This window comes from Devosia sp., from assembly GCF_028290625.1.
Lineage (GTDB): Bacteria > Pseudomonadota > Alphaproteobacteria > Rhizobiales > Devosiaceae > Devosia.
The window spans coordinates 64,537-87,475 of the sequence record NZ_JAQGJM010000038.1 but is presented as its reverse complement, the minus strand read 5'-3'; the positions used below and the strand labels follow the sequence as shown (position 1 = coordinate 87,475).

Sequence of the window (22,939 nt, the reverse complement as noted above, 5' to 3'; positions counted from 1 at the left end):
TGCCGTGCCCGAATTTTCCGCGAACCTGACATTTCTCTATACCGAACTGCCGTTCCTTGAGCGGTTTGCCGCCGCCGCTGCCGACGGCTTTCCGGCGGTGGAATATGTCGGACCCTACGATCACCCGCCCGAAGTCATCGCCGACCTGCTCAAGCAGCACAATCTGAAACAGGCGCTGTTCAATCTCCCGGCTGGCGATTGGGCCGGCGGCGAGCGCGGCATTGGCTGTTTCCCCGATCGGGTCGAAGAGTTCCAGGCCGGTGTCGCCACCGCTATCCGCTATGGCAAGGCGCTCGGCTGCAGCAAGATCAACTGCCTTGCCGGCATTGCGCCGGCCGGGGTCGACCGGGATGTGCTGCAATCGACGCTGGTCGAGAACCTGAAATATGCCGCGCCGCGCTTGGCTGAGGCCGGCATCAAGCTGCTGATGGAGCCGATCAACCAGCGCGATATGCCGGGCTTCTTCGTCAGCACCACCGACCATGCCGAAGCCATCATGGCTGACGTCAATTCCAGCAACCTGTTCCTGCAATATGACATCTATCATACCCAGGTGATGCAGGGCGATTTGCTGTCCACCTATGAGCGGCTGAGCAACCGCATCGCCCATATCCAGATCGCCGATAATCCCGGCCGTAACGAGCCGGGCACGGGCGAAATCAACTACGCCAATATCCTGCCGGCGCTCGACCGGCTCGGCTATGACGGCTTCGTCGGCTGCGAATACAAGCCTAAGACCACCACCACCGCCGGCCTCGGCTGGATGCAGCCCTACCGCTGAAGCGTGTCACGGAAAAAGCTCAGCATCGTCTGACGCATGCGGTCGGTTTCCTCATGCTTGATGCCCGGTTCGCGGAGCAGGGTGAGTTTGTTTTCCGCGCCCTGCGCCCGGTAGAGCGCGCTGGTTTGCGCATAGGCGCGGTCGATCGCTAGGGGCGGCGTCAACGAATCGGCGTCGCCGACGCAGATCAGTTGGGGGCGGGGCGCGATCAGACCGGCGATTTCCCCGGTGCTGGTCGCTTCGAGCAGGCCCGGCACCATCAGGTAGATGCCGTGGCCGTCCTGGGCGCCGAGTTCGTTCAGCGTCTCATAATCGCAATAGCAGCTGTGATGGGCGACGGCAGCGATGCGCGGATCGACGGCCGCCAGCCAATAGCTCAGCGTGCAGCCCATCGACATGCCGAAGGCGCCGATGCAAGCGGGATCGACGTCATCGCGACCGATGAGATAGGTCAAGGCGGCCGCATGGTCCGACAGCATTTCGCCGAACAGCGATTTGCCATGCCAGAGCAGGCGTTTGGCGGCGGCATTCTCGCCCTCGGTGGCGCGCGTGCCGAACACCGGCATATCGATGCACAGCGTAACGTAGCCCTCGGCGGCGAAGACCGGGCCGAGCGGATCGCGCAGATATTCGCGGCCGGACGTCAGCTCATCGGCGCCGATATCGTAGCGGCCGCCATGGGAGTGGCCGTAGAGAATCGCGGGCAATTTGCCGGCATTGTCGCGCGGTCGGGTCAGCAGGCCACGCACGGCGCCCTTGCCTTCGAAGGTGAAGCTCAGCCGCTCCAGGACGTAGTTTTCGTGCTCCTCGATGGTGGTTTCGAGCAGGGTGATGCGGGGCTCGTTCAGCCCAAACAGGGTCCGCAGCCGTTCTGGTGTGATGGTCAATTAATGGTCCTCCGCCGGCGAACCTAGCCAGCCTTCGCGCCGCGCGAAAGCGACAAGTCGCATGCACCGCGACTTTGGCGGCTTGCCGCCTTGGCCGGAAATGACGACAGTGCGCGCAATGAATTGGGGTATTTCCGATGGCCTATGGCGTGCATGAATATGTGGACGATCCGCGCAACGCGACCATCCAGATCGCGGTCAACGATACGCTGATGCCGCGCGACAAGGCGGTGGTCTCGGTGTTCGATTCGGGCTTCGTGCTCGGCGATGGCGTGTGGGAGGGGCTGCGCCTGCACAAGGGCGGCATTCCGTTTCTCTGGGCGCATCTGGAGCGGCTCTACGAGGGTGCCAAGGCGCTGGACTTCTCGGTGGGGCTGACCCCCGATGCGCTGGTGAAGCGCATTTTCGATTGCCTCGCCGCCAATGAGATGACCGATGGCGTGCATATCCGCCTGATGGTGACGCGTGGGATCAAGGCCACGCCCTATCAGGACCCGCGCGTAACGATCGGCGATGCGACCATCGTCATCATTCCAGAGTTCAAGGCGCCGTCGCCCAAGCCGAACGGGATTTCGCTGTTCACCTCCACCATCCGCCGCACTGCGCCGGATATGCAGGACCAGAAGCTCAATTCGCATTCCAAGCTCAACTGCATTCAGGCCTGCATCCAGGCGGCCAAGGCTGGCGCAGACGAGGCGCTGATGCTCGACCCGCAGGGGTTTGTGGCCACCTGCAATTCCACGCACTTTTTTATCGTGCGCCGCGGTGAGCTATGGACCTCGACGGGAGATTACTGCCTGGGCGGCATCACGCGCGGCAATATCATCCGGGTCGCGGAGGAGGCGGGGATCACCGTGCGGCAGAAGAATTTCTCGCTGACCGACGTCTATGGCGCCGATGAGGCTTTTGTCACCGGCACTTTCGCCGGGCTAACATCGGTGCGCGAAGTCGACGGCAGGGTGATGGGCCACCCGTTGACCGGGCCCGGCCCGATCCCGGGGGAAATGACGCTGCGCCTGCAGGGGCTGTATCGAGAACTGATCGAACGCGAGATTTTCCGGCCATGAGCGAGACCATCAAACGCATCGCCATGTGGTCGGGTCCGCGCAATCTGTCGACCGCGATGATGCGCTCGTTCGGAGCACGGGCGGATTGTGCGGTCAGCGATGAGCCGTTTTATGCGGCCTATCTCAAGGCGACTGGACTGGAGCATCCCATGGGCCAAGATGTCATGGCCAGCCAACCGCAGGATGCGGCGCAGGTGGCCGCGGACATGTTGGGACCGGTGCCGGACGGCAAGCCGGTTTGGTATCAGAAGCATATGAGCCACCATATGATCGAGGGTTTTCCGCTCGATTGGATGGACGGGGTCACCAATGTGTTCCTGTTGCGCAGCCCGGAGCGGGTGCTGGCCTCCTATGCGCAAAAGCGCGAAAGCGTGACGCTGGCCGATGTGGGGTTCGAGGGGCAGGCCATGCTGTTCGACCGCGTCGCCGACCGGCTGGGCCATGCGCCCGTAGTGATCGAGGCTGAGGACGTGCGGCGCGATCCGCGCGGATCATTGTCGGCGCTGTGTGCGGCAATCGATCTGCCGTTCGAGGATTCCATGTTGAGCTGGGCACCGGGTCAGCATGCCAGCGACGGGGTCTGGGCGCCGCATTGGTACAACGCGGTGTTCAAGACCACGGGATTTGCTGCGCCGGACGAAACTGCGCCGGATTTGCCGGATCATCTGCGAGCCATCGCCGATGAGGCGCGGCCGTATTACCTGTGGATGCAGGCGTTCAAGCTGGGGTAGGGAAGAACGCACGCTACTTTCCCAGGTTTTCCCCACCCACGATGTCACCCCGGCGCAGGCCGGGGCCCATCCTGATATCCGATTGCGGCCGCCAGGTGGTGCCGATCGCATAACCTAGCGGCACATGAAGCGATCTCGGGATGGGCCCCGGCCTGCGCCGGGGTGACACCGAGAGTGGGGCGGCCTTAGCGGGCTCGAATCCTTCGCCGCAGCAAAATCCGCGGTCCTAACCTCCCATCCCACAAGTTTCACCGCTCTCCACTTATCCAACTTGACGCCCGCAAATGGATATGAAAAAACGTTATCTCAAATGCGCAAACGTTTTCTCATTTTCGCGGAATCCGGTGGAACAGCAGGCTAAAAAGGTTGAGCGCATACGCATTTACGACGTCGCCCTGGCGGCGGGCGTCAGCGTCGCGACGGCCTCCAAGGCGCTGAACGATACGGGGCGGATGACGGCCGAGACGCGCGAGCGGGTGAAGCGGGCGGCGATCGATTTGGGCTTCCGGCCCAATGCCATGGCGCGCGGACTGCTCAGCAAGCGCAGCTTCACCATTGGCCTTTTGACCAACGATACCTATGGCCGTTTCACCCTGCCACTGATGGCGGGCATTTCCGAGGCGCTGGTCGATCACGGTGTGTCGGTTTTTCTCTGCACCATCGAAGACGATCCGGTGCTGGCCAAAATTCATGTCGATGCCATGCTCGACAAACAGGTCGATGGCATCATCGCCTCCGGCAAGCGCATCGATCGGCGGCTGCCGGTGGATTTGAGCCATCTGTCGGTGCCGGTGGTCTACGCCTTCACCGACGGCCCCGACGATAGCGTGCGTTTCGTCTCGGACGATGCGCAGGGCTCGCGCGAGGCGGTGCAATGGATGGCGGGGCTGGGCCGCAATCGGATCGTGCATGTCACGGGTCCGACCAGCTTTGCCTCGGTACAGGTCCGCGCCGATGCCTATTCGGAAATCGTCGGGGCGGGCGCCGAAATTCTCCACGGCAAATGGTCGGAAGCCTGGGGGCATGAGGCGGTCGCGCAATTGTGGGCCGGGGGCAGCCCGCATCCAGACGGTATTTTTTGCGGCAATGACCAGATTGCCCGCGGCGTGGTCGATGCACTGCGCGAGCGCGGCGTTGATGTACCGCGCGATGTGTCGGTGGTCGGATTCGACAATTGGGAAATCGTCGCGGCGGCAACGCGTCCGCCACTGACCAGCGTGGATATGAACCTCAAGACGCTCGGCAAGGAGGCCGGGTTGACAGTTTTGGCGATGGCGGAAGGCAAGACAGTAGAACCGGGAATCCGGAAACTGCCATGCCAGCTGGTCGTGCGCCAATCCTGCGGAGGAGTAGCCGCAGGCTGAAGTTACGCCATGGGCCGGCGTGTTTGAGGGCCCCAACAGGGAGGAATGAAATGCTTAAACGTCTTCTAGCAACCGCCAGCGTCGCCACGCTGTGCCTGGTTTCGAACGCTTCGGCGGCGGACACGATCAACATGTGGGTGCGTACCGGCATCGGCGCCGCTTTCACCGGTGTGGTCGATGCCTATAATGCCAGCCACGAAAACCAGGTGGCTCTGACCGAGGTGCCGTTCGCCGAGCTGGTGCAGAAATACGCCACCGCCATCGCCGGCGGCCAGGCCCCCGACGCGCTCTCGCTCGACCTGATCTATACGCCGTCCTTCGCCGCGGCCGGGCAGCTCGAAGACTTGACCGACTGGGCCCACGGCCTGCCATATTTCGACGCTCTGGCACCATCCCACGTCAAGCTGGGCACCTATGAGGGCAAGAACTACGGTCTGCCGCTCTCGGTCGAAACCTCGGTTTTCGCCTGGAACAAGGACCTCTACACCGCCGCTGGCCTTGACCCTGAAAAGGCGCCGACAAGCTGGGACGAAATCGAAGCCAACGCCGAAAAGATCCGCGCGCTGGGCGACGATACCTATGGCTTCTACTTTTCCGGCGGCGGCTGCGGCGGCTGCATGATCTTCACGTTTACGCCCCTGGTGTGGGCGGAGGGCAAGGATATCCTCTCCGAGGACGCACAGACGGCAACGCTCGACACGCCGGAAATGCGCGCCGCCATCGACAAGTATCGCTCCATGGTGGCCAAGGACCTGGTGCCGGAAAGCGCCGCGACCGATAACGGCACCAACTTCCTCAGCTTCACCAATGGCAAGATCGGCCAGCAGAGCCTTGGCGCCTTCGCCATCGGCACCATGATCAACGACTTCCCGGACCTGCACTTCGGGATCGCGCCGATTCCAGGCATCACCAGCGGCTCTTCGTCGTTTGCCGGCGGCGACAATATCGTCGTCACCAAGGGCACGCCCAAGCTGGCGACGGTGAAGGAATTCATCGAATACATGTATTCGCCCGAAGCCCAGAAGGTCTTCGCCCAGAACGGCAGCTTGCCGACCCGCAGCGATATCGCCGCTGACGTGCTCAAGGGCCTCGATCCGCGCCTGCAGGTAGCTGTCGACGCCATCGCGACCGCCAAGACGCCCTATACCGTGCTGTTCAACGACCTGATCAACTCCAGCAACGGTCCATGGGCGACCTTCATCAACGCCGCCATCTATGGCGACGACGTCGATGCAGCCTTCGCCGATGCGCAGGCTGAAATGCAGTCGATCATCGACAACGCCAAGTAAGATTCTGGCCGGGGGCTTCGGCTCCCGGCTTTCTTCCTTTCGGAGCCCGCCAATGACCAGTCCCGCTCTCACCTTGGCCGTGCCGGCGTCTTCGCGCCGCCGCCGCGCCCGCATGGGGCAGTGGCAGGGGCTGCTCTATATCGCGCCCGCCATGGCGCTGGTCATCGTGTTCTTCGTCATCCCCGTGCTGTTCACCTTCTGGATGAGCTTTCACGATTGGCCGCTGCTGGGGCAGCCGGAATGGATCGGGCTGGGCAACTATGTCCGCCTGCTGACCGACACCCGCTTTCTCTCGTCACTCCGGTTCACCGCCTATTACACCGTCATCACCACCATCGCGATTTTCGTGGTGGCGTTTCCGCTGGCGATCTTCGTGGAAAAGCAGCGTCGCGGGGTAGGGTTCTACCGCACGGTGTTCTTCATGCCAGTGGTGGTGGGGCTGGCGACCGCCTCGCTGCTCTGGGTGTGGCTGGCCAATGTCGATAGCGGGCTGATCGGGCCGGCTATCCGCATGATGGGCTTTGCCGGCAAGAAGGTGAACCTGCTCGCCACCTTCGATAGCGCCTTCTGGACCATCATCGTCATGGTGGTGTGGAAAGTTGCGGGCTTCACCATGATCATCCTGTTGACTGGGCTGCAGTCGATCCCTGTCGAACTCAACGAGGCCGCGCGCATCGATGGGGCGGGGAGCTGGCAGCGCTTCCGCCACCTGACGCTGCCGCTGATGCGCCGCACCATTGCGCTGGCGCTGATCCTGAGTGTCACCGGCTCGGTGCTGGCCTTCGACCAATTCTACATCATGACCAGCGGTGGGCCCCAGAACCGGATGATTTCGGTGGTCTATTACATCTTCAACCAGTCCTTCGTGTCGTTCCACCTCGGCTATGGCTCGGCGCTGTCGATCGCGCTGCTGGGCATATTGATCGTGCTGAGCGTCGTGCAACTGCGCCTGCTGCGCGTGGGAGACGACAAATGAGCGTTGACGCCAAGCAGGCACGCCAGCGCCGCAAATTCTGGGGCGGCTTCGGCTACCACGCCTTCGGTATCGGCGCGGCCCTGTTCTTCTTCGCGCCATTCGCCTGGACGGGGCTGGCCTCCTTGCGAACCGGCACTGAGGCGCAGCAGCCGCCGCTGCCACCCTGGCCGACCCACGGCGTCAGCTTCGATACCTACGCCGTTCTCAACACCTTTGGCGCCGGCGTCTGGCAGCACGTGTTCAACTCAACCATCGTGGCGCTGGCGACCGTTGTGCTGACCGTGATCGTCAGCCTGCTGGCCGGCTACGGCTTCTCGCGCTACCGGTTTCCGCTCAAGAACGTGTTCTTCGTGCTGATCATTGCGACCTTGATGATCCCGTTCCAGTCGATCCTGACGCCGCTGTTCATCATCCTCGCCAAGCTCGGGCTCAACAATTCGCTGGTCGGTTTGGTGCTGGTCTATGTGACGCTGCAACTGCCGTTTTCGGTGTTCATGATGCGCAACGCCTTCGACGCGGTGCCGCGCGAAATCGAAGAGGCGGCACGGATCGACGGCGCTCGCGATCTCAAGCTGCTGATCCGCGTGCTGCTGCCGCTGGTCATGCCCGGCGTTGCCACCGTGGCGATCTTCGCCTTCCTCAATTCGTGGAACGAGTTCCTGGCGGCGCTGATCCTGCTCTCGGACAACGAAAAATATACGCTCCCGGTGCTGATGACGGCGGTGCGCGCCGGCCGGCTCGGGGCAATCAACTGGGGCGCGGTGCAGGCGGGCGTGATGGTGATGACCATACCGTGCCTCGCCGTATTCCTCATCCTGCAACGCTATTACATGCGCGGCCTGATGGCTGGCGCGGTCAAATAATCCTAACCACCGGAACCTTAAAATGGCTCAGTCCACCACGCGTCAATTCCGTCCTCTGCCCGTGCCCAGCGTCGATGTCGCCGGCTTCTGGGGCGATTGGCAGGAGGCTGTCTGCGACGAGACCGCTGCCATCCTGCTGGATCGCTGCATCGAGGCGCGCATGCTCGAACAGGTCGATGTGGACGCGCCCAATCCCGGTCTCGTCATCCCCATCGTCGGCTGGCTGGGCACCACGCAGATGTTCTGGGACAGCGATCTGGCCAAATCGATCGAGACCATCGCCTATTCGCTCTATCGCAAGCCCAATCCTGTGCTGGAAACACGCGCCGACGCGATCATCGATCTCTATGAAAAGCTGCAGGACCCTGACGGTTACCTTAATTCCTTCTTCCAGCGCATCAAGCCGGAGTGGAAATGGACCAATATGCGGGACTTCCATGAGTTGTATTGCGCCGGTCACATGATCGAGGCGGCCGTCGCCTATCACCAGGCCACCGGCAAGCGCAAATTCCTCGATATCATGAGCCGCATGGCCGACTACATGGTCAAGCGCTTCGGGCGCGGGCCGGGGCAGGTGCGCGGCTATTGCGGACACGAGGAGGTCGAGCTGGCGCTGGTGCGGCTGGCGCGCGAGACCGGCAATTCCAGCTATATGGAACTGGCCAAGTTCTTCGTCGACGAGCGCGGCCAGGCGCCCAATTTTTTCGTCGAGGAAGCTATTGCCCATGGCCGTGACCCCAGGGGGGTACAGGCCAATACGCTGGAATACAACCAGTCGCACATGCCGTTGCGCGACCAGACCAAGGTGGTCGGCCACGCGGTGCGGGCGATGTACATCTATTCCGGCATGGCCGACATCGCCACTGAGTATCACGATGACAGCCTGACCCATGCGCTTGAAGCGCTGTGGGCCGACCTGACCAACAAGCAGATGTACCTGACGGGCGGCATCGGGCCGGCAGCGGCGAATGAGGGCTTCACTGACTATTACGATCTACCCAACGAGAGTGCCTATGCCGAAACCTGCGCCTCCGTCGGGCTGGTATTCTGGGCCAACCGCATGCTGGGGCGCGGACCCAACCGGCTTTATGCCGATACCATGGAGCAGGCGCTCTACAACGGCGCCATCGCCGGCCTCTCGCGCGACGGCAAGACCTTCTTCTACGAAAATCCGCTGGAAAGCGCCGGCAAGCACCATCGCTGGATCTGGCATCGCTGCCCGTGCTGCCCACCGAACATTGCGCGGCTGGTGGCCTCGATCGGCTCGTACATGTATGGCGTGGCCGATGACGAAATCGCCGTGCATCTCTATGGCGAGAGCACCGCGCGGGTCGATCTGGCCAGTGGCGCGGTGACGCTGACACAGCAGACGCAATATCCCTGGGACGGGGCGATCGCGCTATCGGTCGCCGTGGAGAAGCCGACACGCTTCGCGCTCTCGTTGCGTATCCCGGCCTGGGCCAAGGGAGCGGCTATTGCGGTCAATGGGCAGAGCGTCGATGTCGATGGCATCACCGTCGATGGCTACGCGCGAATCGAGCGCGAATGGCAGGCTGGCGACAGCGTCCGGCTCGACCTGCCGCTGGTGCCGCGGGCTTTGCGCGCCAACCCGAAAGTGCGCCAGGACGCCGGCCGCGTTGCGGTCATGCGCGGCCCGCTGGTCTATTGCCTCGAAGGCACCGACAATGCCGTGGGCCTGAACTCGATCCTGCTTGGGGACGGGCTGGGCAAATCGCAGACGGCGGTCATTCCGAACTTCAATGGCGCTATCGCCATCGATCTGCCAGTGCTGCGCGAAGTGGCGGAGAGCGCTGACGATGCGCTCTACAGCGAGGCGGTGCCAAGCGCCAAGGCGGACAAGGCCCGCATGGTGCCGTACCATTTGTGGGATAACCGCGAGCCTGGCGAAATGCTGGTCTGGGTGCGGGCGGAACAACGGCCATGACCGACGGCATGCGGCTGCGGCAGGTCCGCAAGAGTTTCGGACCGATTGAGGTGATCCACGGCGTCGACCTGGTGGTTGGCGAAGGCGAATTCGTCGTCTTCGTCGGCCCGTCGGGCTGCGGGAAATCCACGCTTTTGCGCATGATCGCCGGGCTGGAGGAAGTCTCGGACGGCGATATCGAGATTGGCGGCAAGGACGTCACTGACCTCGATCCATCGCAGCGCGGCATCGCCATGGTGTTCCAGTCCTATGCGCTCTATCCGCATATGAGCGTGCGGGAAAACCTCGGTTTTGGCCTGTCCATGGCCAATGTGCCCAAGGCGGAAATCGCGGTTCAGGTCGACGCGGCGGCAAAAATCCTCAAGATCGAGCCGTTGCTGGATCGGCGTCCCGGCCAGCTCTCGGGCGGCCAGCGCCAGCGGGTCGCCATCGGCCGCGCCATCGTGCGCAAGCCGCAAGTGTTTCTGTTCGATGAGCCGCTGAGCAACCTCGATGCCGAGCTGCGCGTCTCAATGCGCATCGAAATCGCCAGGCTGCACCGCGAGCTCGGCAATACCATGGTCTATGTCACCCACGACCAGACCGAGGCGATGACGCTGGCCGACAAGATCGTGGTCCTGCGCGATGGGGTCATCGAACAGGTTGGCACCCCGCGCGAGGTATACGAGCACCCCGCGAACACCTTCGTCGCAGGTTTCATCGGCTCGCCGCGGATGAATTTGCTCGACGCCGCGGGGCAGGGCGCGGGCAAAGTCTTGGCCGCCGGTGCCGAAATCGACGTGCCCACGATCGCGGCGGCTGGCAGCGGTAAGGTAACGGTCGGCTTGCGGCCCGAGCACCTGGTGCTCACGGCGTCAGCCCCCGGCACGCTCAAGGCGACCGTGGATTTCTTCGAATATCTGGGTGGCACGCGCTACCTCTATTGCCAGCTTCCCGATGGCCAGAGTCTCGTAGCCGAGCAGCGCGACGGCGACGATCTCGCCGCTGGCGAGACAGTGCATTTCACCTGGAAGCCCAAGGACCTGCGCCTATTCAATCCCCAGGGCCTGAAGCTGGTTTGAAGGTATCCGATCCTGAGGCTTCCTTGGGAGAGAAGCGGCACAATTGCCTTGGGCGGAAGCCCCAGGATGGATCGCAGCTGGCGTCCGTCTTCAGATCGCCAGGTATTCGTGGCGCAGTTCGGTGTTGTCGAGCACCTCTTTGGCGGTGCCCGCAAAGGCGACTTCGCCGGTATCGAGGATCACTGCGCGGTCGGCCAGCTTGAGTGCGGCGATGGCGTTCTGCTCCACGATAACAGTGGTAATGCCCAGCGTCTTGATCGAGTGCAGGATGCGCTCGATCTCCTGCACGATGACCGGCGCCAGCCCCTCGTAAGGCTCATCCAGCAGCAACAGCTTGAGGTCGCGGGCCAGCGCGCGGGCGATCGCCAGCATCTGCTGCTCGCCACCCGATAGTGTCACCCCCTCCTGCTTGCGGCGTTCGGCGAGGCGCGGAAAACTCTGGTAAATCTGCTCCAGCTCCCAGCCATGACCGGGGGCAACCCGCGCCAGCGCCAGGTTTTCCTCCACGGTCAGTCCGGCAATGATGCGGCGGTCTTCGGGCACGAGTTGGATGCCGGCGCGGGCGGCCTGGAACGACTTCATCTGGTGGATGGGCTGGCCATCGAGCCAGATCTCGCCTTGGCGCAATTGCGGGTCGTCGGTGCGGGCTATGGCGCGCAGGGTCGAGGTCTTGCCGGCGCCGTTGCGGCCCAGCAGCGCCAGAATTTCACCTTGGCGGATATCCAGCGACACGCCTTGCACGATGTAGCTTTCGCCGTAATAGGCATGCACATCGCGCACCGAGAAGAACGGACGAGTGGTTTCCACGCTGGCGGCTTGGCTGGCGCCGATGATCTGCGTTTCCATGGCGATCGCGCTCACTGGTGCGTTCCTCCGAGATAGGCTTCCTGCACCTTGGGATTGCCGCGTACCTCGTCGGGCGTACCATCGGCGATGATGCGGCCCTGCGCCAGCACGGAAATCTTGTCGGCCAGCGAGAAGACGACATGCATGTCGTGTTCGATGATCACCTTGGTCATGCCGCGGCTCTTGATCTTCTTGAGCAATTCGATGGTGGTATTGGTGTCGTGGCGGCTCATGCCGGCGGTAGGCTCATCCAACAGCAAGAGGCGCGGATGCTGGATCAGGCACATGGCCAGCTCCATCCGCCGCTTGTCGCCCCGGCTGAGACTGCCGGCGAGCGTGTCGCGACGGCCGAACAGGCCGACATCCTCCAGCATGTCCTCGGCCTCCGCGCGGATGGTGGTCTGGCTATCCAGCGAGCGCAGCAGGTTGAGCTTGAATGCGCCGTCGCGCTTGGCGAGGGCTGGGATCATGACGTTCTGCAACACGCTGAGATCGGCAAAGATCTCCGGTGTCTGGAACACGCGGGCGATGCCGAGCTGGTTGATTTCATGGGGCTTCTTGCCGGTCAGGACCTGGCCATCGAACACCACCGTGCCGCTGGTCGGTGCGAGCTTCCCAATGCACACATTGAGCAGCGTCGACTTGCCCGCGCCATTAGGACCGATAATGGCGTGGGTCTGGCCCTCCTCGATCTGCAGATCGATATCGGCCAGAGCGTGCAGCCCGCCAAAGCGTTTATGGACGTCGGCAACATGTAGGACGACATTGGGAACAGCCATCGGGTCGTCCTATTCGGCAGGTTGGGTGGAGAGCTTGGCCGGCGCCTTGGGCGCGCGACGGGACTTGTCGAACAGGTGGGCGATGCGGCGCACACCCTCCATGATGCCGCCGGGCAGGAAGACGACGATCAGCACGAAGACCAATCCGAGCGTGAGGTTCCAGCCCTCGCCGACGAACTTGCTGGCGACGGCCGTCACCACTTCATGCGCCCCAGCGGGCAGGAAATCGAAGAACCGGCTGACGATCTGCTCGTTGAAGGCCGAGAAGATGTTCTCGAAATATTTGATGATCCATGCGCCCAGCACCGGGCCGATCAGCGTGCCGACGCCACCGAGAATGGTCATCAGCACCACCTCGCCCGATGCGGTCCACTGCATGCGCTCGGCGCCAGCCAGGGGATCGGTGACGGCCAGCAAGGCGCCGGCGAGGCCCGCATACATGCCCGAGATGACGAAGGCCGACAGCGCATAGGGGCGGGTGTTGAAGCCAGTATAGTTCATTCGCGTCTGGTTGGATTTGATGCCGCGCAGCATCATGCCAAAGGGCGAGGCGAAGATTTTCTGGGCGATAAAAAAGGCGATCAGCAGCGCCGCGGCACAGAAATAGAAGCCTTCGAGACCGGTGAACGTGTGTCCGAATAGGCCGGCACTTGGCAATCCGGCCGGGCGGGGCGCCAGCGCCGAGTCGATGATGCGCGGGTCGCGCAGGTTGAGCTGCAGCGAGGTCTCGCCATTGGTGATCGGCGTCAGCACCGAATAGGCGAGGTTGTAGCACATCTGGGCGAAGGCCAGCGTCAGGATGGAGAAGTAAATGCCCGACCGCCGCAGGCTCAGATACCCGATGACTACGGCCAACAAGCCCGAGAGGATGATCGCAAACGCGATGGCAGGCAGGGCGTCCATAGTCAGCAATTTGAACGACCAGACGGCCGTGTAGGAGCCAACGCCCAGAAACGCCGCGTGGCCGAAGCTGAGATAGCCGGTCAGCCCGAACAGGATGTTGAAGCCGATGGCGAAGATGGCGTAGATCGCGAACTTCTGCATCAGGCCGGGATAGGCGGCGCCGAACGGTTGCAGCCAGACTGGCATGGTGAGAACGACCAGGGCGAAGATTGCTAGCGTGACGGCATCGCGGCGGGACATCAGGAGAGCGTTCATCTCAGCTCTCCATCATGCCGCGCCGGCCGATCAGGCCTCGCGGACGGACCAGCAGGATAATCACTGCCGTCAGGTAGATGATGATCTGGTCGATCCCCGGTATCAGCCCCTTGACCTGCGCCATCGAGGCAAAGCTTTGCAGGATGCCGAGCAGGAACCCGGCTGCCACAGCGCCGGGCAGCGAGCCCATGCCACCGACCACGACGACGACGAAGCTGAGTACCAAAAAGTCCATGCCGAGGTGATAATTGGGCGGCACCAACGGCGTGTACATGACGCCTGCCAGCCCCGCGACCACCGCGGCGAGGCCGAACATGATGGTGAAGCGGTGGCCGATATTGATGCCAAGCAGGCCCACGGTCTCGCGGTCGGCCATGCCGGCCCGCACCACCATGCCAAAGGTGGTGAAGCGCAGGAAAGCGAAGACGGCGGCGATGATGGCGGCGGAAAACACGAAATAAATCAGCCGCCACCAGGGATAGGTGAGCACATTGGGCCCCATGCCCAGCCAGAGGCCGACATCTGCGGCACCGCGTAGCGAGGTGGGCATGGGCTGGGAAATCGGGTTGGGGCCGAAGATCGCCTTGATGACCTCCTGCGCCACAATGGCCAGCCCGAAGGTGACCAGGATCTGCTCGGCATGGGAGCGCTTGTAGAAGTGCTTGATAATGCCGCGTTCCATGGCGATGCCAATGATCAGCATGACCGGGATGGCCAGCACGATCGACAGCGGCACCGAATATTCGATCATTACCGCGCCGAAATCGCCGAACCAGGTCTGCGCCAGCGGCGTCTTGATTTCGAGCGGCGCGCCCCAAGGCGACAGCTGGCCGGGATCAACCGTGGTGGTTTCCATGGTGATCAACTGGCGAAACGCCACCGCGCAGAAGGCACCGAGCATGAACAGCGCGCCATGGGCGAAATTGACCACCCCCAGAGTGCCGAACACCAGGGTGAGGCCCAGGGCGATCAGGGCATAGGCGCCGCCCTTGTCGAGGCCATTGAGAAGCTGTGCGAGGATCGCGTCCATGAACCTACCGATGTTCGCGCGGGAGAAGGGCAGGGCCCGGCACGTGGCCGGACCCAGTTGGATCAGCACATGGCCGCGGTATCGGGGCCCAGCTCGCCGCCGAAGATCGCCGGATCGTAGGTGACGCTGTCCTTGGAAGCCGTCGCGACCACGTCGAGCAGGTCATACTGGTTGGCCGGGGCTTCCTTGCCCTGCACCACCAACACGTCCTTGAAGCACTGGTGATCGGTGTCGCGGTACAGCGTTGGGCCATTGCCCATGCCGTCGAACTCGAAACCTTCCAGCGCCTTGATGACTTCGGGCGGATAGAAGGTGCCGGCGCGTTCGCAGGCATCGGCATAGAGCAGCGCCTGAACATAGGAGGTGTGGGCGATCTGGCTCGGGGGCTGGCCATATTTGGCGCCGAACGACTTGGTGAACGCCGCGCTGGCGGCGTCTTTGAGCTGCCAATCCCAGTTGGAGGTGCCGTAAACACCCTTCATCGCTTCGCCGGCGCCCTTGGCCATCAGGTCCGACACCAACGGCAGTACGATCTCGAACTTCTTGCCGTTGACGGTCTTGTCCTTCATGCCGAACTGCACGGCCTGCGTCAGCGAATTGACGCCGTCGAACCCGTAGTGATTGAGGATCAGCACGTCGGCGCCGGAATTGAGCACCGGGGTCAGGTATTGGCTGAAATCGCCGGCACCCACTGGCGTGCGGACGGGGGCGATGGTCTTCCAGCCGAGCGCCTCGGTGGCGTTCTTCATCGATTCTTCCTGGGTCCAGCCCCAGGTGTAGTCGGCGGTCAGGTGGTAGGCGACGCGGTCCTTGCCATAGGCTTCGCCCAGGACCGGGCCGAGCGCGATACCCGACTGGTAGGCGTTGAAGAAGTGGCGGAAGCCGTAGCGTTTTTTGTCCTTGCCGGTGGTGTCGTTGGAATGGGTGAGGCCCGCCATGTAGATGACGCCCATTTCCTGGCAGAGCGCCTGTTCGGCGATAGCGACGGCGGAGGACGAGGCGCCGCAAATCATGATGGCCCCATCGCGTTCGATCATGCGGCGGGCCGAGTCGCGACCGGCATCGGCCTTGGTCTGGTCGTCGCCGGTGACATAGGCGACCTTCTTCCCCAAAACACCTTTGCCGGTCAAAGACTTGGACGAGAAGGTCGGCAGCAGCCCGCCATCGCCTTCGCCATTGAGATGCTCGACCGCCAGCGTCAAAGCGCGCTGTTGGTCGGCGCCTTCATCGGCGTAAGCGCCGGTCAGCGGCATGTTGAAGCCGAAGGTGACGGTGTCGCCGGTGGGATTGTTGCAGAATTCCTGGGCCCAGGCGCCCTTGGTGAACATCATGGGCGCGATGCCCGTGCCGATAATGCCGGCCATGCCGGTCTGGAGCAGCCTGCGCCGAGTCAAAAGTGCCATCGATTTCCTCCTTTTGGCGCGGGACGGCTGATGCATAGCCAGCAGGTCTCCGCGTGCAGAGTATTCGCCCTGGCCGTAAAGGCTGGCAATAGCTTGTTGTAATTGCAGAGATATTCTGTAAATAATTGATCTGGATACGGTGGATAATGGTCAATTGATTGACAGATCGCCGTGCGGAGGACATTGCCATGCGCGCCCCGATCGGCTTTCGCATCAGTAATCGGCGGAAGGCGTTGAAGCTTTCCCAAGCCGCCTTGGCGCGGCTGGTCGGCATTTCGCCGAGCTATCTCAACCTGATCGAGAACAATAAACGCGACATCGGCGGGGCGCTGTTGCAGCGCGTCGCGCAGCATCTGGACATCGATATCGACCAGCTTGCTGGACTTCTTGAACAAAAATTGCTGCAAGACCTGGAAGAGGCATTCGCCGACCCGATGGTGCAGGCACTTCCGTTCCAACCCGACGAGCGACGCGACCTCGTGGCACAATATCCGGCGAGTGCGGCGGCGCTGTCCCGGCTGCATCGGGCGTATGGGGCGGCAGTGACCAGCGCTGACGCCTATGCCGATCGGCTGCGTAGCGATCCGCTGCTGTCGCAGATGCTGCACCAGATCCTGTCGAGCATCACGGCGGTGCGGTCCAGCGCCGAAATTCTGCAGGACGTGCCCGATCTGGATGATGCCGAGCGCCAGCGGTTTCTGGCAGCCATCGGGCGCGAGTCACTGGCGCTGAGCGATGTGGCGCGGAACTTGATCGGGCAGTTCGATACGGCCAGCCGGACCCGGCGCGGCGTTTCGTCGGCGCGGGAAATCGATGACCTGATTATCGAGCGCGAGAACTATTTTCCGACGCTGGAGGATGCGGCGGCGGTTTTGCGGGATGAGATCGAGGCGGCGGGGCCGTTCAACGTCTTCACACTGACGGCGCTGCTGGGGACCCGATTCGGCGTTCAGGTTGTGTTTGGCGGTGCGGCGGCGAATGTCGGCTCGGACTTTCCGGGGCAATACCGCTTCGATACCGAATCTGGGGTGCTGTGGTTCCAGGGGGCGGCGACGTTGGCGACGCGGCAGTTTCAACTGGCGCGGCTCTATGGGGAGTTGGCGGCCGGGGATGTGCTGGCAGAGGCGCTGCAATCGGCGGCCCTGACCAGCCCGGTGGCGCGACGGTTGGCGGCGCGGGCGTTGGGCACTTATCTGGCCGGGGCGATGGTGTTTCCCTATTTGCGCTTTCTCAGCGATGCGGAGGCGGTGCGCTACGATATCGACCGGCTGCGCCAGATTTATCATGCCAGCTTCGAGCAGATCGCCCACCGACTGGTGACGCTGCGCCGCCCCGGCGGGCAAGGAATACCGTTTGGGTTCCTGCGCTCCGATCCGGCGGGGCGGTTGACCAAGCATTTTCCGCTGCCCGGCCTGCTGCTGCCCAATAGCGGCCATGCGTGCCCGCTCTGGGCGATCTATGGCGCTTTTCGCACGCCCGACACCATGGTGCGCCAGATCGTGCGGTTTGCCGATGGATCGCGCTATCTGTTCCTGGCGCAGACGGTGCAGCGAAGGACGGCGGCGTTCCGCGAGACGGTGGTGCCGACGTCGATCATGCTGGCCTGCAATGTGCTGCATGCCGACCGGACGATCTATAGCGCCGGGCTCGACTTGCAGGATCAATCGGCCGATGTGCCTGTGGGCCCGAGTTGCCGCCTGTGCACGCGGCGGGAGTGTCCCAGCCGGCAGGAGGAGGTCATGGCGCCGGGCGGCACGGCGGCGGAAATCCGCTCGCCTTTGGTGCCCGCGGGGTTTGCGCTTGGCGATCCCAGCTGATTGCGCTTTAGTGGTGGCATTCGCGGAGGGGAGACCGCGGATGCAAAGGGGGGATTTTGGCAATCGACGTGTTGATTGCCGAAGATGAGCCGAGCATTCTTGAATCGCTCGAATTCATTCTTCGGCGGGCCGGCTGGAGCGTCAGCGCGGTGACCGACGGCGACGCGGCATTAGAGGGCGTACGTCGGCTGCGGCCGCGTATGCTGCTGCTGGATGTCATGCTGCCCAAGCGCAGCGGCTTCGACGTGCTCAAGCTGGTGCGGGCAGATGCGGCGTTGCAGGGCATTCCGGTGCTGATCCTGACCGCCAAGGGCCAGCAGCAGGACCGGCGCATCGCCACCGAACTGGGGGCCGATGCCTTCGTCACCAAGCCTTATGCCAATGCCGATGTCGTCGGCGCGGTGCGGCAATTGCTGGGCGAAAATGCCGGATCGCCGTAAGCTCGAAAGCGGCATGCTGGTGCTGGCGGGGTTCGGCGCGCTGCTGTTCGTGCCGCCGCTGGTGTTTGTGTTCAACCAGCGTATCAGCCATTTCGGCGTGCCGCAGATCGTCATCTACCTGTTCGTGGTGTGGGGGCTGCTGATTGCCGGCACGGCGGTGCTGACGCACTACCTGCCCAAGCATGTGCCGCCCGATTCTGGCGACGGAGGCGGCTAATGCTGTCGGCCGATTTCGTCATCATCTCGGCCGTGGTCTATGTCGGCCTGCTGTTCGTGCTGGCTTATTTCGGCGACCGGCGGGCCAGACAGAGCAAGACCTCATTCCTGCATTCGCCGGCGGTCTACACGCTGTCGATTTCGGTCTATTGCACGAGCTGGACGTTTTACGGTGCTGTAGGCAATGCGGCGCGGAGCGGGCTGGAATTCCTGACGATTTATCTCGGACCCACTATTGTGTTCGTGGGCTGGTGGTTCGTGCTGCGCAAGCTGGTGCGGATCGGGCGGACCCAGGCCATCACCTCGATCGCCGACTTATTGTCCTCGCGCTACGGCAAGTCCAACCGGCTGGCGGTGTTAATCACATTGATCGCGGTGATCGGCATCACGCCCTATATCGCGTTGCAGCTGAAGGCGATCACGTCGTCCATTCAGGCGGTCGCGGCATCGTCCGAGGGTGCGCGCGGGAGCCTGGCCGGGGTCGATGACGGGGCGCTGGCCTTCGGCATCGCGGCGGGCATGGCGCTGTTCACCATTCTGTTCGGCACCCGCAATGTCGACGCCAAGGAGCAGCATCACGGCGTTGTCGCGGCCATCGCTTTCGAAGCCGTGGTCAAGCTGACGGCGCTGCTGGCGGTCGGGGTGTTCGTGACATTCGGGCTCGGTGGCGGGTTTGACGCAATTTACAGCCGGGCGGCAGCGGCGGGCATCGAGATTTACTCCGACGACACGTTCGGCTCACGCTTTCTGGCCATGACAATCCTGTCCGCTGCCGCCATCATCTGCCTGCCACGGCAATTCCAGATTACTGTGGTCGAGAACTCCAACGAGAACCATCTGCGCACCGCCGGCTGGGCTTTTCCGGCCTATCTGCTGCTGATGAGCATTTTCACCATGCCCATTGCGCTTTATGGGCTGACCAACATGCCGGCCGGCGCCAATCCAGACATGTTCGTGCTGACGCTGCCGCTGGCGGCGGGGCAGTCCGGGCTGGCGCTGCTGGCGTTTATCGGCGGGTTTTCGTCGGCCACCTCGATGATCATCGTCGCCTCGATTGCACTGTCGATCATGGTCTCCAACCACATCATCATGCCCATCGTGCTGCGCAGTTCCAGCGGCATCGGGCAGGGGGATGGGCGTGGGGTGACGCGGCTGCTGCTGATCAGCCGGCGCATTTCCATCGCGCTGATCCTGACGCTGGGATTTTTGTATTTCTCGTTGACCGGGGACAGCGATGCGCTGGCGCCGATCGGGCTGATTTCGTTCGCAGGGGTGGCGCAGTTCCTGCCGGCGATCCTGGCGGGGCTCTATTGGCGGGAGGCCTCGCTCAAGGGCGCGGCGAGCGGCGTGTTCATTGGTTTTGTGGTCTGGGCCTGGACCATGTTCCTGCCCAGCTTCGAGACGGTCAGCCCAGTGGTGGCACGACTGATGGTGGAAGGCCCATGGGGCGTCGGCTTCCTGAGGCCCGAGCATCTGTTCGGGCTCGATGGGCTCGATCCGCTGGTGCATTCGGTGTTCTGGAGCCTGTTTCTCAACGTCTTCATGCTGGTTGTGGTGTCGTTGTTCACCACCCAATCGGCGCTGGAGCGTATTCAGGCGACCGTGTTTGTGGACATCTTCCGCCGGGGCGCGGTGCCGCAGGGCAACTTCATCCGTGGCTCGGCGACGGCGAACGATTTGTACTTCGTCGCTGAGCGCGTGTTGGGGGAACGGCGCGCGGCTGCCTTGTTTGAGACGGCGGCACGCGAAAGCGGGGTGGAGCCGGCGCAGCTCGACCCGTCGCCGGAATTCATCGGACGGCTGGAGCGCGAATTGGCCGGCTCGATTGGTGCGGCTTCGGCCCATGTGATGCTGTCCAAGGTGGTTTCGGGCAGCGACGTGTCGCTGGAGGAGGTCATGCAGATGGCCGACGAGACGCAGCAGGTGATCCAGTATTCCCAGCAATTGGAGCTGACGTCGGCCGAACTACGCTCGACGGCGCAGAAGCTGGAGGATGCCAATGCGCAATTGCGCGAACTCGATGGACAGAAGGATGATTTCCTCAGTCAGGTGAGCCACGAGGTACGCACGCCGATGACGTCGATCCGCTCGTTCTCGGAGATATTGCTGGAGCCGGGCGAGTTGGACGACGGCCAGCGGCAGCGGTTCGTGTCAACCATTCATCAGGAGAGTTTGCGGCTGACCAAGCTGCTGGACGAAATCCTGGATCTGAGCGCGCTGGAGCGGGGGGAGCGGGCGTGGGAGAACCGGCCAACCGACGCCGAGGCGGCGCTGGAGCGGGCGCTGAGCGTGTGTGATGCGCTGCTGCGGCAACGCGGGATGAGCGTCGAGCTTGGGCCGCGCACGCGCACCGCCATGGTGGATGGCGACCCGGATCGGCTGTGCCAGGTGTTCATCAACCTGATTTCCAATGCGGTGAAATACAACGACGCCGAGCAGCCGGTGATGCGGGTCAGCTCGCTGGTGCGTTCGGGACATTATGTGGTCGATATCGCCGATAATGGCGGGGGCATCGCCAAGGGCGAGCGCAAACTGATCTTCCGGAAATTCTCGCGCGGGCGCCGCAGCGGCACCGATCAGAGCGGGGCGGGGCTCGGGCTCACCATTAGCCGGCAGATTGTTGCGCGGATGAACGGTACGCTGGAACTGGCGCCCAGCGCATTGCCGGGCGCGTGTTTCAGGGTGCGGTTGCCGCTAATCTAATGGCCCCCGCCACCGCCTGCCGCCTTGCCGGGTTTTTTCATCAGCAAGGCGAAGACGGCGAGGCCGGCGAAGGCCACGGTCAGGATCAGCAGCACGTCGATCATCGACAGGATCGTGGCCTGCTGGCGCACGATGTTGGAAAGTTGGCGCGTCGCGGCTTCCAGTCCGTTCAAGCCGTTGGCGGTGTTGTTGCGCACCATCTGGTCCATTTGCGCGACAGCGGCGGGGTTGGACCAGGTGATATGCTCGGCCAGCACCTCGTAATGCGTCGCTGTACGGTTGACGAGGATCGTGTTGATCAGCGCCAGGCCAACCGCGCCGCCGAGATTGCGGGTGAGGTTGAAGAGGCCCGAACCGCCCTTGAGCCGTTCCGGCGCCAGCGTGCCCAGGGCCAGGTTGTTGATCGGCACCATGCACAGCATCATCGAGACGCCGCGGAAAATCTGCGGGATCAGGAGTTCGTTAAAGCTCCAGTCGGCGGTGAGCTGGCTCATCGACCAGGTGCCGGCGGCAAAGCCCAGGAAGCCGATCATCATCATGACGCGCAGGTCCATCTTGCTCGACAAAAAGCCGGCAAATGGCGCGGTGAGGAACATGCAGAGGCCGGAGATGAACAGCGTTTCGCCGATCATCATCGAGTCATAACCGCGGATGCGCCCGAGATAGAGTGGGTAGAGATAGGTCAGGCCATAGAGCCCGATGCCCAGGACGAAGGAAAACACCGAGCCGAAGGCGAAATTGACGTTGCTGAAGGCGCGGAGATCGACGATGGGGAACTCGACCTTGAAGGCGCGCCAGAAGAACACGACGCCGCCGACAACCATGGCGATGAACACCATGAGGATGGTCTGGTCGTTCAGCCAGTCATGAGCGGCGCCTTCCTCCAGCACGTATTCCATGCCGCCCAGGAACGTGCCCATTGCGAGCAGGCCCCACCAGTCGAACTTGGCCATCAGGCCCTTTTCCGGCTTGTCGAAATCGATCAGCAGCCAGGCGGCCGTGGCGACGAGAATGCCGGGGATGACGTTGATGAGGAACAGCCAATGCCAGGAGAGGGCGCTGGTCAGGTAGCCGCCAACGGTTGGCCCGATAGTCGGCGCCAGCGTGGCGACAAGGCCGATGATGGGGGAGACGATGGCGCGCCGGGAGGGCGGAAAAATCGTGAAGGCAGCGGCGAAGACGGACGGGATCATGCCGCCGCCGATAAAGCCCTGTAGCGCACGATAGACGATCATCTGGTCGATATTGGTGGCGGTGGCGCAGAGCGCGCTGGCGATGGTGAAGCCGGCGGCTGAAATGGTGAACAGCACGCGGGTCGACATGATGCGGCCCAGCGTGCCGGACAGCGGGATCATGATGACTTCGGCAATCAGGTAGGAGGTCTGCACCCAGCCGATTTCGTCCGAGCCGGCGCTGAGGCCGGCCTGGATTTCCGCGAGCGAGGCCGAGACCACCTGGATATCGAGGATGGCCATGAACATGCCGAACACCATCGCCACGAAGGCGAAGATGCGGCGTGCGGGCATGGCATCCTTATCGGCGCTGACCGCCGCGACGTCGACTATTGCGTTTGCCATCGGAGC

Annotated in this window: 20 protein-coding genes; 13 read left to right on the top strand and 7 right to left on the bottom strand. The window is 63.0% G+C overall.

From position 1 onward, the window contains the following. The first annotated feature begins 4 nt into the window (after positions 1–4). On the top strand, positions 5–781 hold the full coding sequence (gene hyi, locus JWR51_RS21440; RefSeq protein WP_299752541.1) for a hydroxypyruvate isomerase: 777 nt from the start codon (positions 5–7) through the stop codon (positions 779–781). Here hyi and JWR51_RS21435 read toward each other — a convergent pair. Then, on the bottom strand, positions 772–1,668 hold the full coding sequence (locus tag JWR51_RS21435; RefSeq protein ID WP_299752538.1) for a dienelactone hydrolase family protein: 897 nt from the start codon (positions 1,666–1,668) through the stop codon (positions 772–774). The genes hyi and JWR51_RS21435 overlap by 10 nt on opposite strands. A gap of 137 nt (positions 1,669–1,805) precedes the next feature. Here JWR51_RS21435 and JWR51_RS21430 point away from each other — a divergent pair, with 137 nt between their 5' ends. From JWR51_RS21430 to ugpC, 8 genes are all read left to right on the top strand, one after another. Beyond that, the gene (locus JWR51_RS21430) at positions 1,806–2,735 is read left to right on the top strand and encodes an aminotransferase class IV (RefSeq protein ID WP_299752535.1); all 930 of its coding nucleotides are present in this window, start codon (positions 1,806–1,808) and stop codon (positions 2,733–2,735) included. Further along, positions 2,732–3,466: a hypothetical protein gene (locus JWR51_RS21425; protein WP_299752532.1), complete on the top strand. Its 735-nt coding sequence runs from the start codon at positions 2,732–2,734 to the stop codon at positions 3,464–3,466. The genes JWR51_RS21430 and JWR51_RS21425 overlap by 4 nt, the downstream gene beginning before the upstream one ends. A 344-nt stretch (positions 3,467–3,810) precedes the next feature. After that, complete coding sequence (locus tag JWR51_RS21420; RefSeq protein ID WP_299752529.1) at positions 3,811–4,830, top strand: LacI family DNA-binding transcriptional regulator; 1,020 nt, start codon at positions 3,811–3,813, stop codon at positions 4,828–4,830. A gap of 50 nt (positions 4,831–4,880) precedes the next feature. Further along, on the top strand, positions 4,881–6,119 hold the full coding sequence (locus JWR51_RS21415; RefSeq protein ID WP_299752526.1) for a sugar ABC transporter substrate-binding protein: 1,239 nt from the start codon (positions 4,881–4,883) through the stop codon (positions 6,117–6,119). Between the two features lie 52 nt (positions 6,120–6,171). Beyond that, positions 6,172–7,095 (top strand): sugar ABC transporter permease, encoded by a 924-nt coding sequence (locus JWR51_RS21410; RefSeq protein ID WP_299752523.1) that lies wholly within the window; start codon positions 6,172–6,174, stop codon positions 7,093–7,095. After that, entirely contained in the window at positions 7,092–7,958 is an 867-nt protein-coding gene (locus JWR51_RS21405) for a carbohydrate ABC transporter permease (protein ID WP_299752520.1), read from the top strand. The genes JWR51_RS21410 and JWR51_RS21405 overlap by 4 nt, the downstream gene beginning before the upstream one ends. 22 nt (positions 7,959–7,980) lie before the next feature. After that, positions 7,981–9,903 (top strand): beta-L-arabinofuranosidase domain-containing protein, encoded by a 1,923-nt coding sequence (locus tag JWR51_RS21400; RefSeq protein ID WP_299752517.1) that lies wholly within the window; start codon positions 7,981–7,983, stop codon positions 9,901–9,903. Continuing rightward, positions 9,900–10,964 carry a sn-glycerol-3-phosphate ABC transporter ATP-binding protein UgpC gene (gene ugpC, locus JWR51_RS21395; RefSeq protein ID WP_299752514.1) on the top strand — a complete coding sequence of 355 codons (1,065 nt, stop codon included), beginning with the start codon at positions 9,900–9,902 and terminating at the stop codon, positions 10,962–10,964. Before JWR51_RS21400 ends, ugpC begins: the two co-directional genes overlap by 4 nt. Before the next feature lie 90 nt (positions 10,965–11,054). On the opposite strand, the gene JWR51_RS21390 is transcribed toward ugpC, so the two are convergent. The 5 genes from JWR51_RS21390 to JWR51_RS21370 form a co-directional block, all read right to left on the bottom strand. After that, positions 11,055–11,810 carry an ABC transporter ATP-binding protein gene (locus JWR51_RS21390; RefSeq protein ID WP_299752982.1) on the bottom strand — a complete coding sequence of 252 codons (756 nt, stop codon included), beginning with the start codon at positions 11,808–11,810 and terminating at the stop codon, positions 11,055–11,057. A gap of 11 nt (positions 11,811–11,821) precedes the next feature. Then, the gene (locus JWR51_RS21385) at positions 11,822–12,589 is read right to left on the bottom strand and encodes an ABC transporter ATP-binding protein (RefSeq protein ID WP_299752511.1); all 768 of its coding nucleotides are present in this window, start codon (positions 12,587–12,589) and stop codon (positions 11,822–11,824) included. 9 nt (positions 12,590–12,598) lie between these two features. Then, complete coding sequence (locus tag JWR51_RS21380) at positions 12,599–13,747, bottom strand: branched-chain amino acid ABC transporter permease (protein WP_299752508.1); 1,149 nt, start codon at positions 13,745–13,747, stop codon at positions 12,599–12,601. A gap of 1 nt (position 13,748) precedes the next feature. Next, positions 13,749–14,777: a branched-chain amino acid ABC transporter permease gene (locus JWR51_RS21375; protein WP_299752505.1), complete on the bottom strand. Its 1,029-nt coding sequence runs from the start codon at positions 14,775–14,777 to the stop codon at positions 13,749–13,751. 62 nt (positions 14,778–14,839) lie between these two features. Beyond that, complete coding sequence (locus JWR51_RS21370; protein WP_299752502.1) at positions 14,840–16,180, bottom strand: substrate-binding protein; 1,341 nt, start codon at positions 16,178–16,180, stop codon at positions 14,840–14,842. 188 nt (positions 16,181–16,368) lie between these two features. Between JWR51_RS21370 and JWR51_RS21365 the strand changes: the two genes are divergently transcribed. Genes JWR51_RS21365 through JWR51_RS21350 form a run of 4 tightly spaced genes read left to right on the top strand, consistent with a single transcriptional unit; the run spans position 16,369 to position 21,356 of the window. Continuing rightward, complete coding sequence (locus JWR51_RS21365; protein ID WP_299752499.1) at positions 16,369–17,997, top strand: short-chain fatty acyl-CoA regulator family protein; 1,629 nt, start codon at positions 16,369–16,371, stop codon at positions 17,995–17,997. A gap of 56 nt (positions 17,998–18,053) precedes the next feature. After that, complete coding sequence (locus JWR51_RS21360) at positions 18,054–18,437, top strand: response regulator (RefSeq protein ID WP_299752496.1); 384 nt, start codon at positions 18,054–18,056, stop codon at positions 18,435–18,437. Next, a complete protein-coding gene (locus tag JWR51_RS21355; protein WP_299752493.1) occupies positions 18,421–18,654 on the top strand; it encodes a hypothetical protein in 234 nt (77 codons plus the stop codon). The genes JWR51_RS21360 and JWR51_RS21355 overlap by 17 nt, the downstream gene beginning before the upstream one ends. Further along, entirely contained in the window at positions 18,654–21,356 is a 2,703-nt protein-coding gene (locus tag JWR51_RS21350; protein ID WP_299752490.1) for a sensor histidine kinase, read from the top strand. The genes JWR51_RS21355 and JWR51_RS21350 overlap by 1 nt, the downstream gene beginning before the upstream one ends. On the opposite strand, the gene JWR51_RS21345 is transcribed toward JWR51_RS21350, so the two are convergent. After that, positions 21,353–22,933 (bottom strand): DHA2 family efflux MFS transporter permease subunit, encoded by a 1,581-nt coding sequence (locus JWR51_RS21345; RefSeq protein ID WP_299752487.1) that lies wholly within the window; start codon positions 22,931–22,933, stop codon positions 21,353–21,355. The two genes, JWR51_RS21350 and JWR51_RS21345, sit on opposite strands and share 4 nt — an antisense overlap. Between the last annotated feature and the right edge of the window lie 6 nt (positions 22,934–22,939).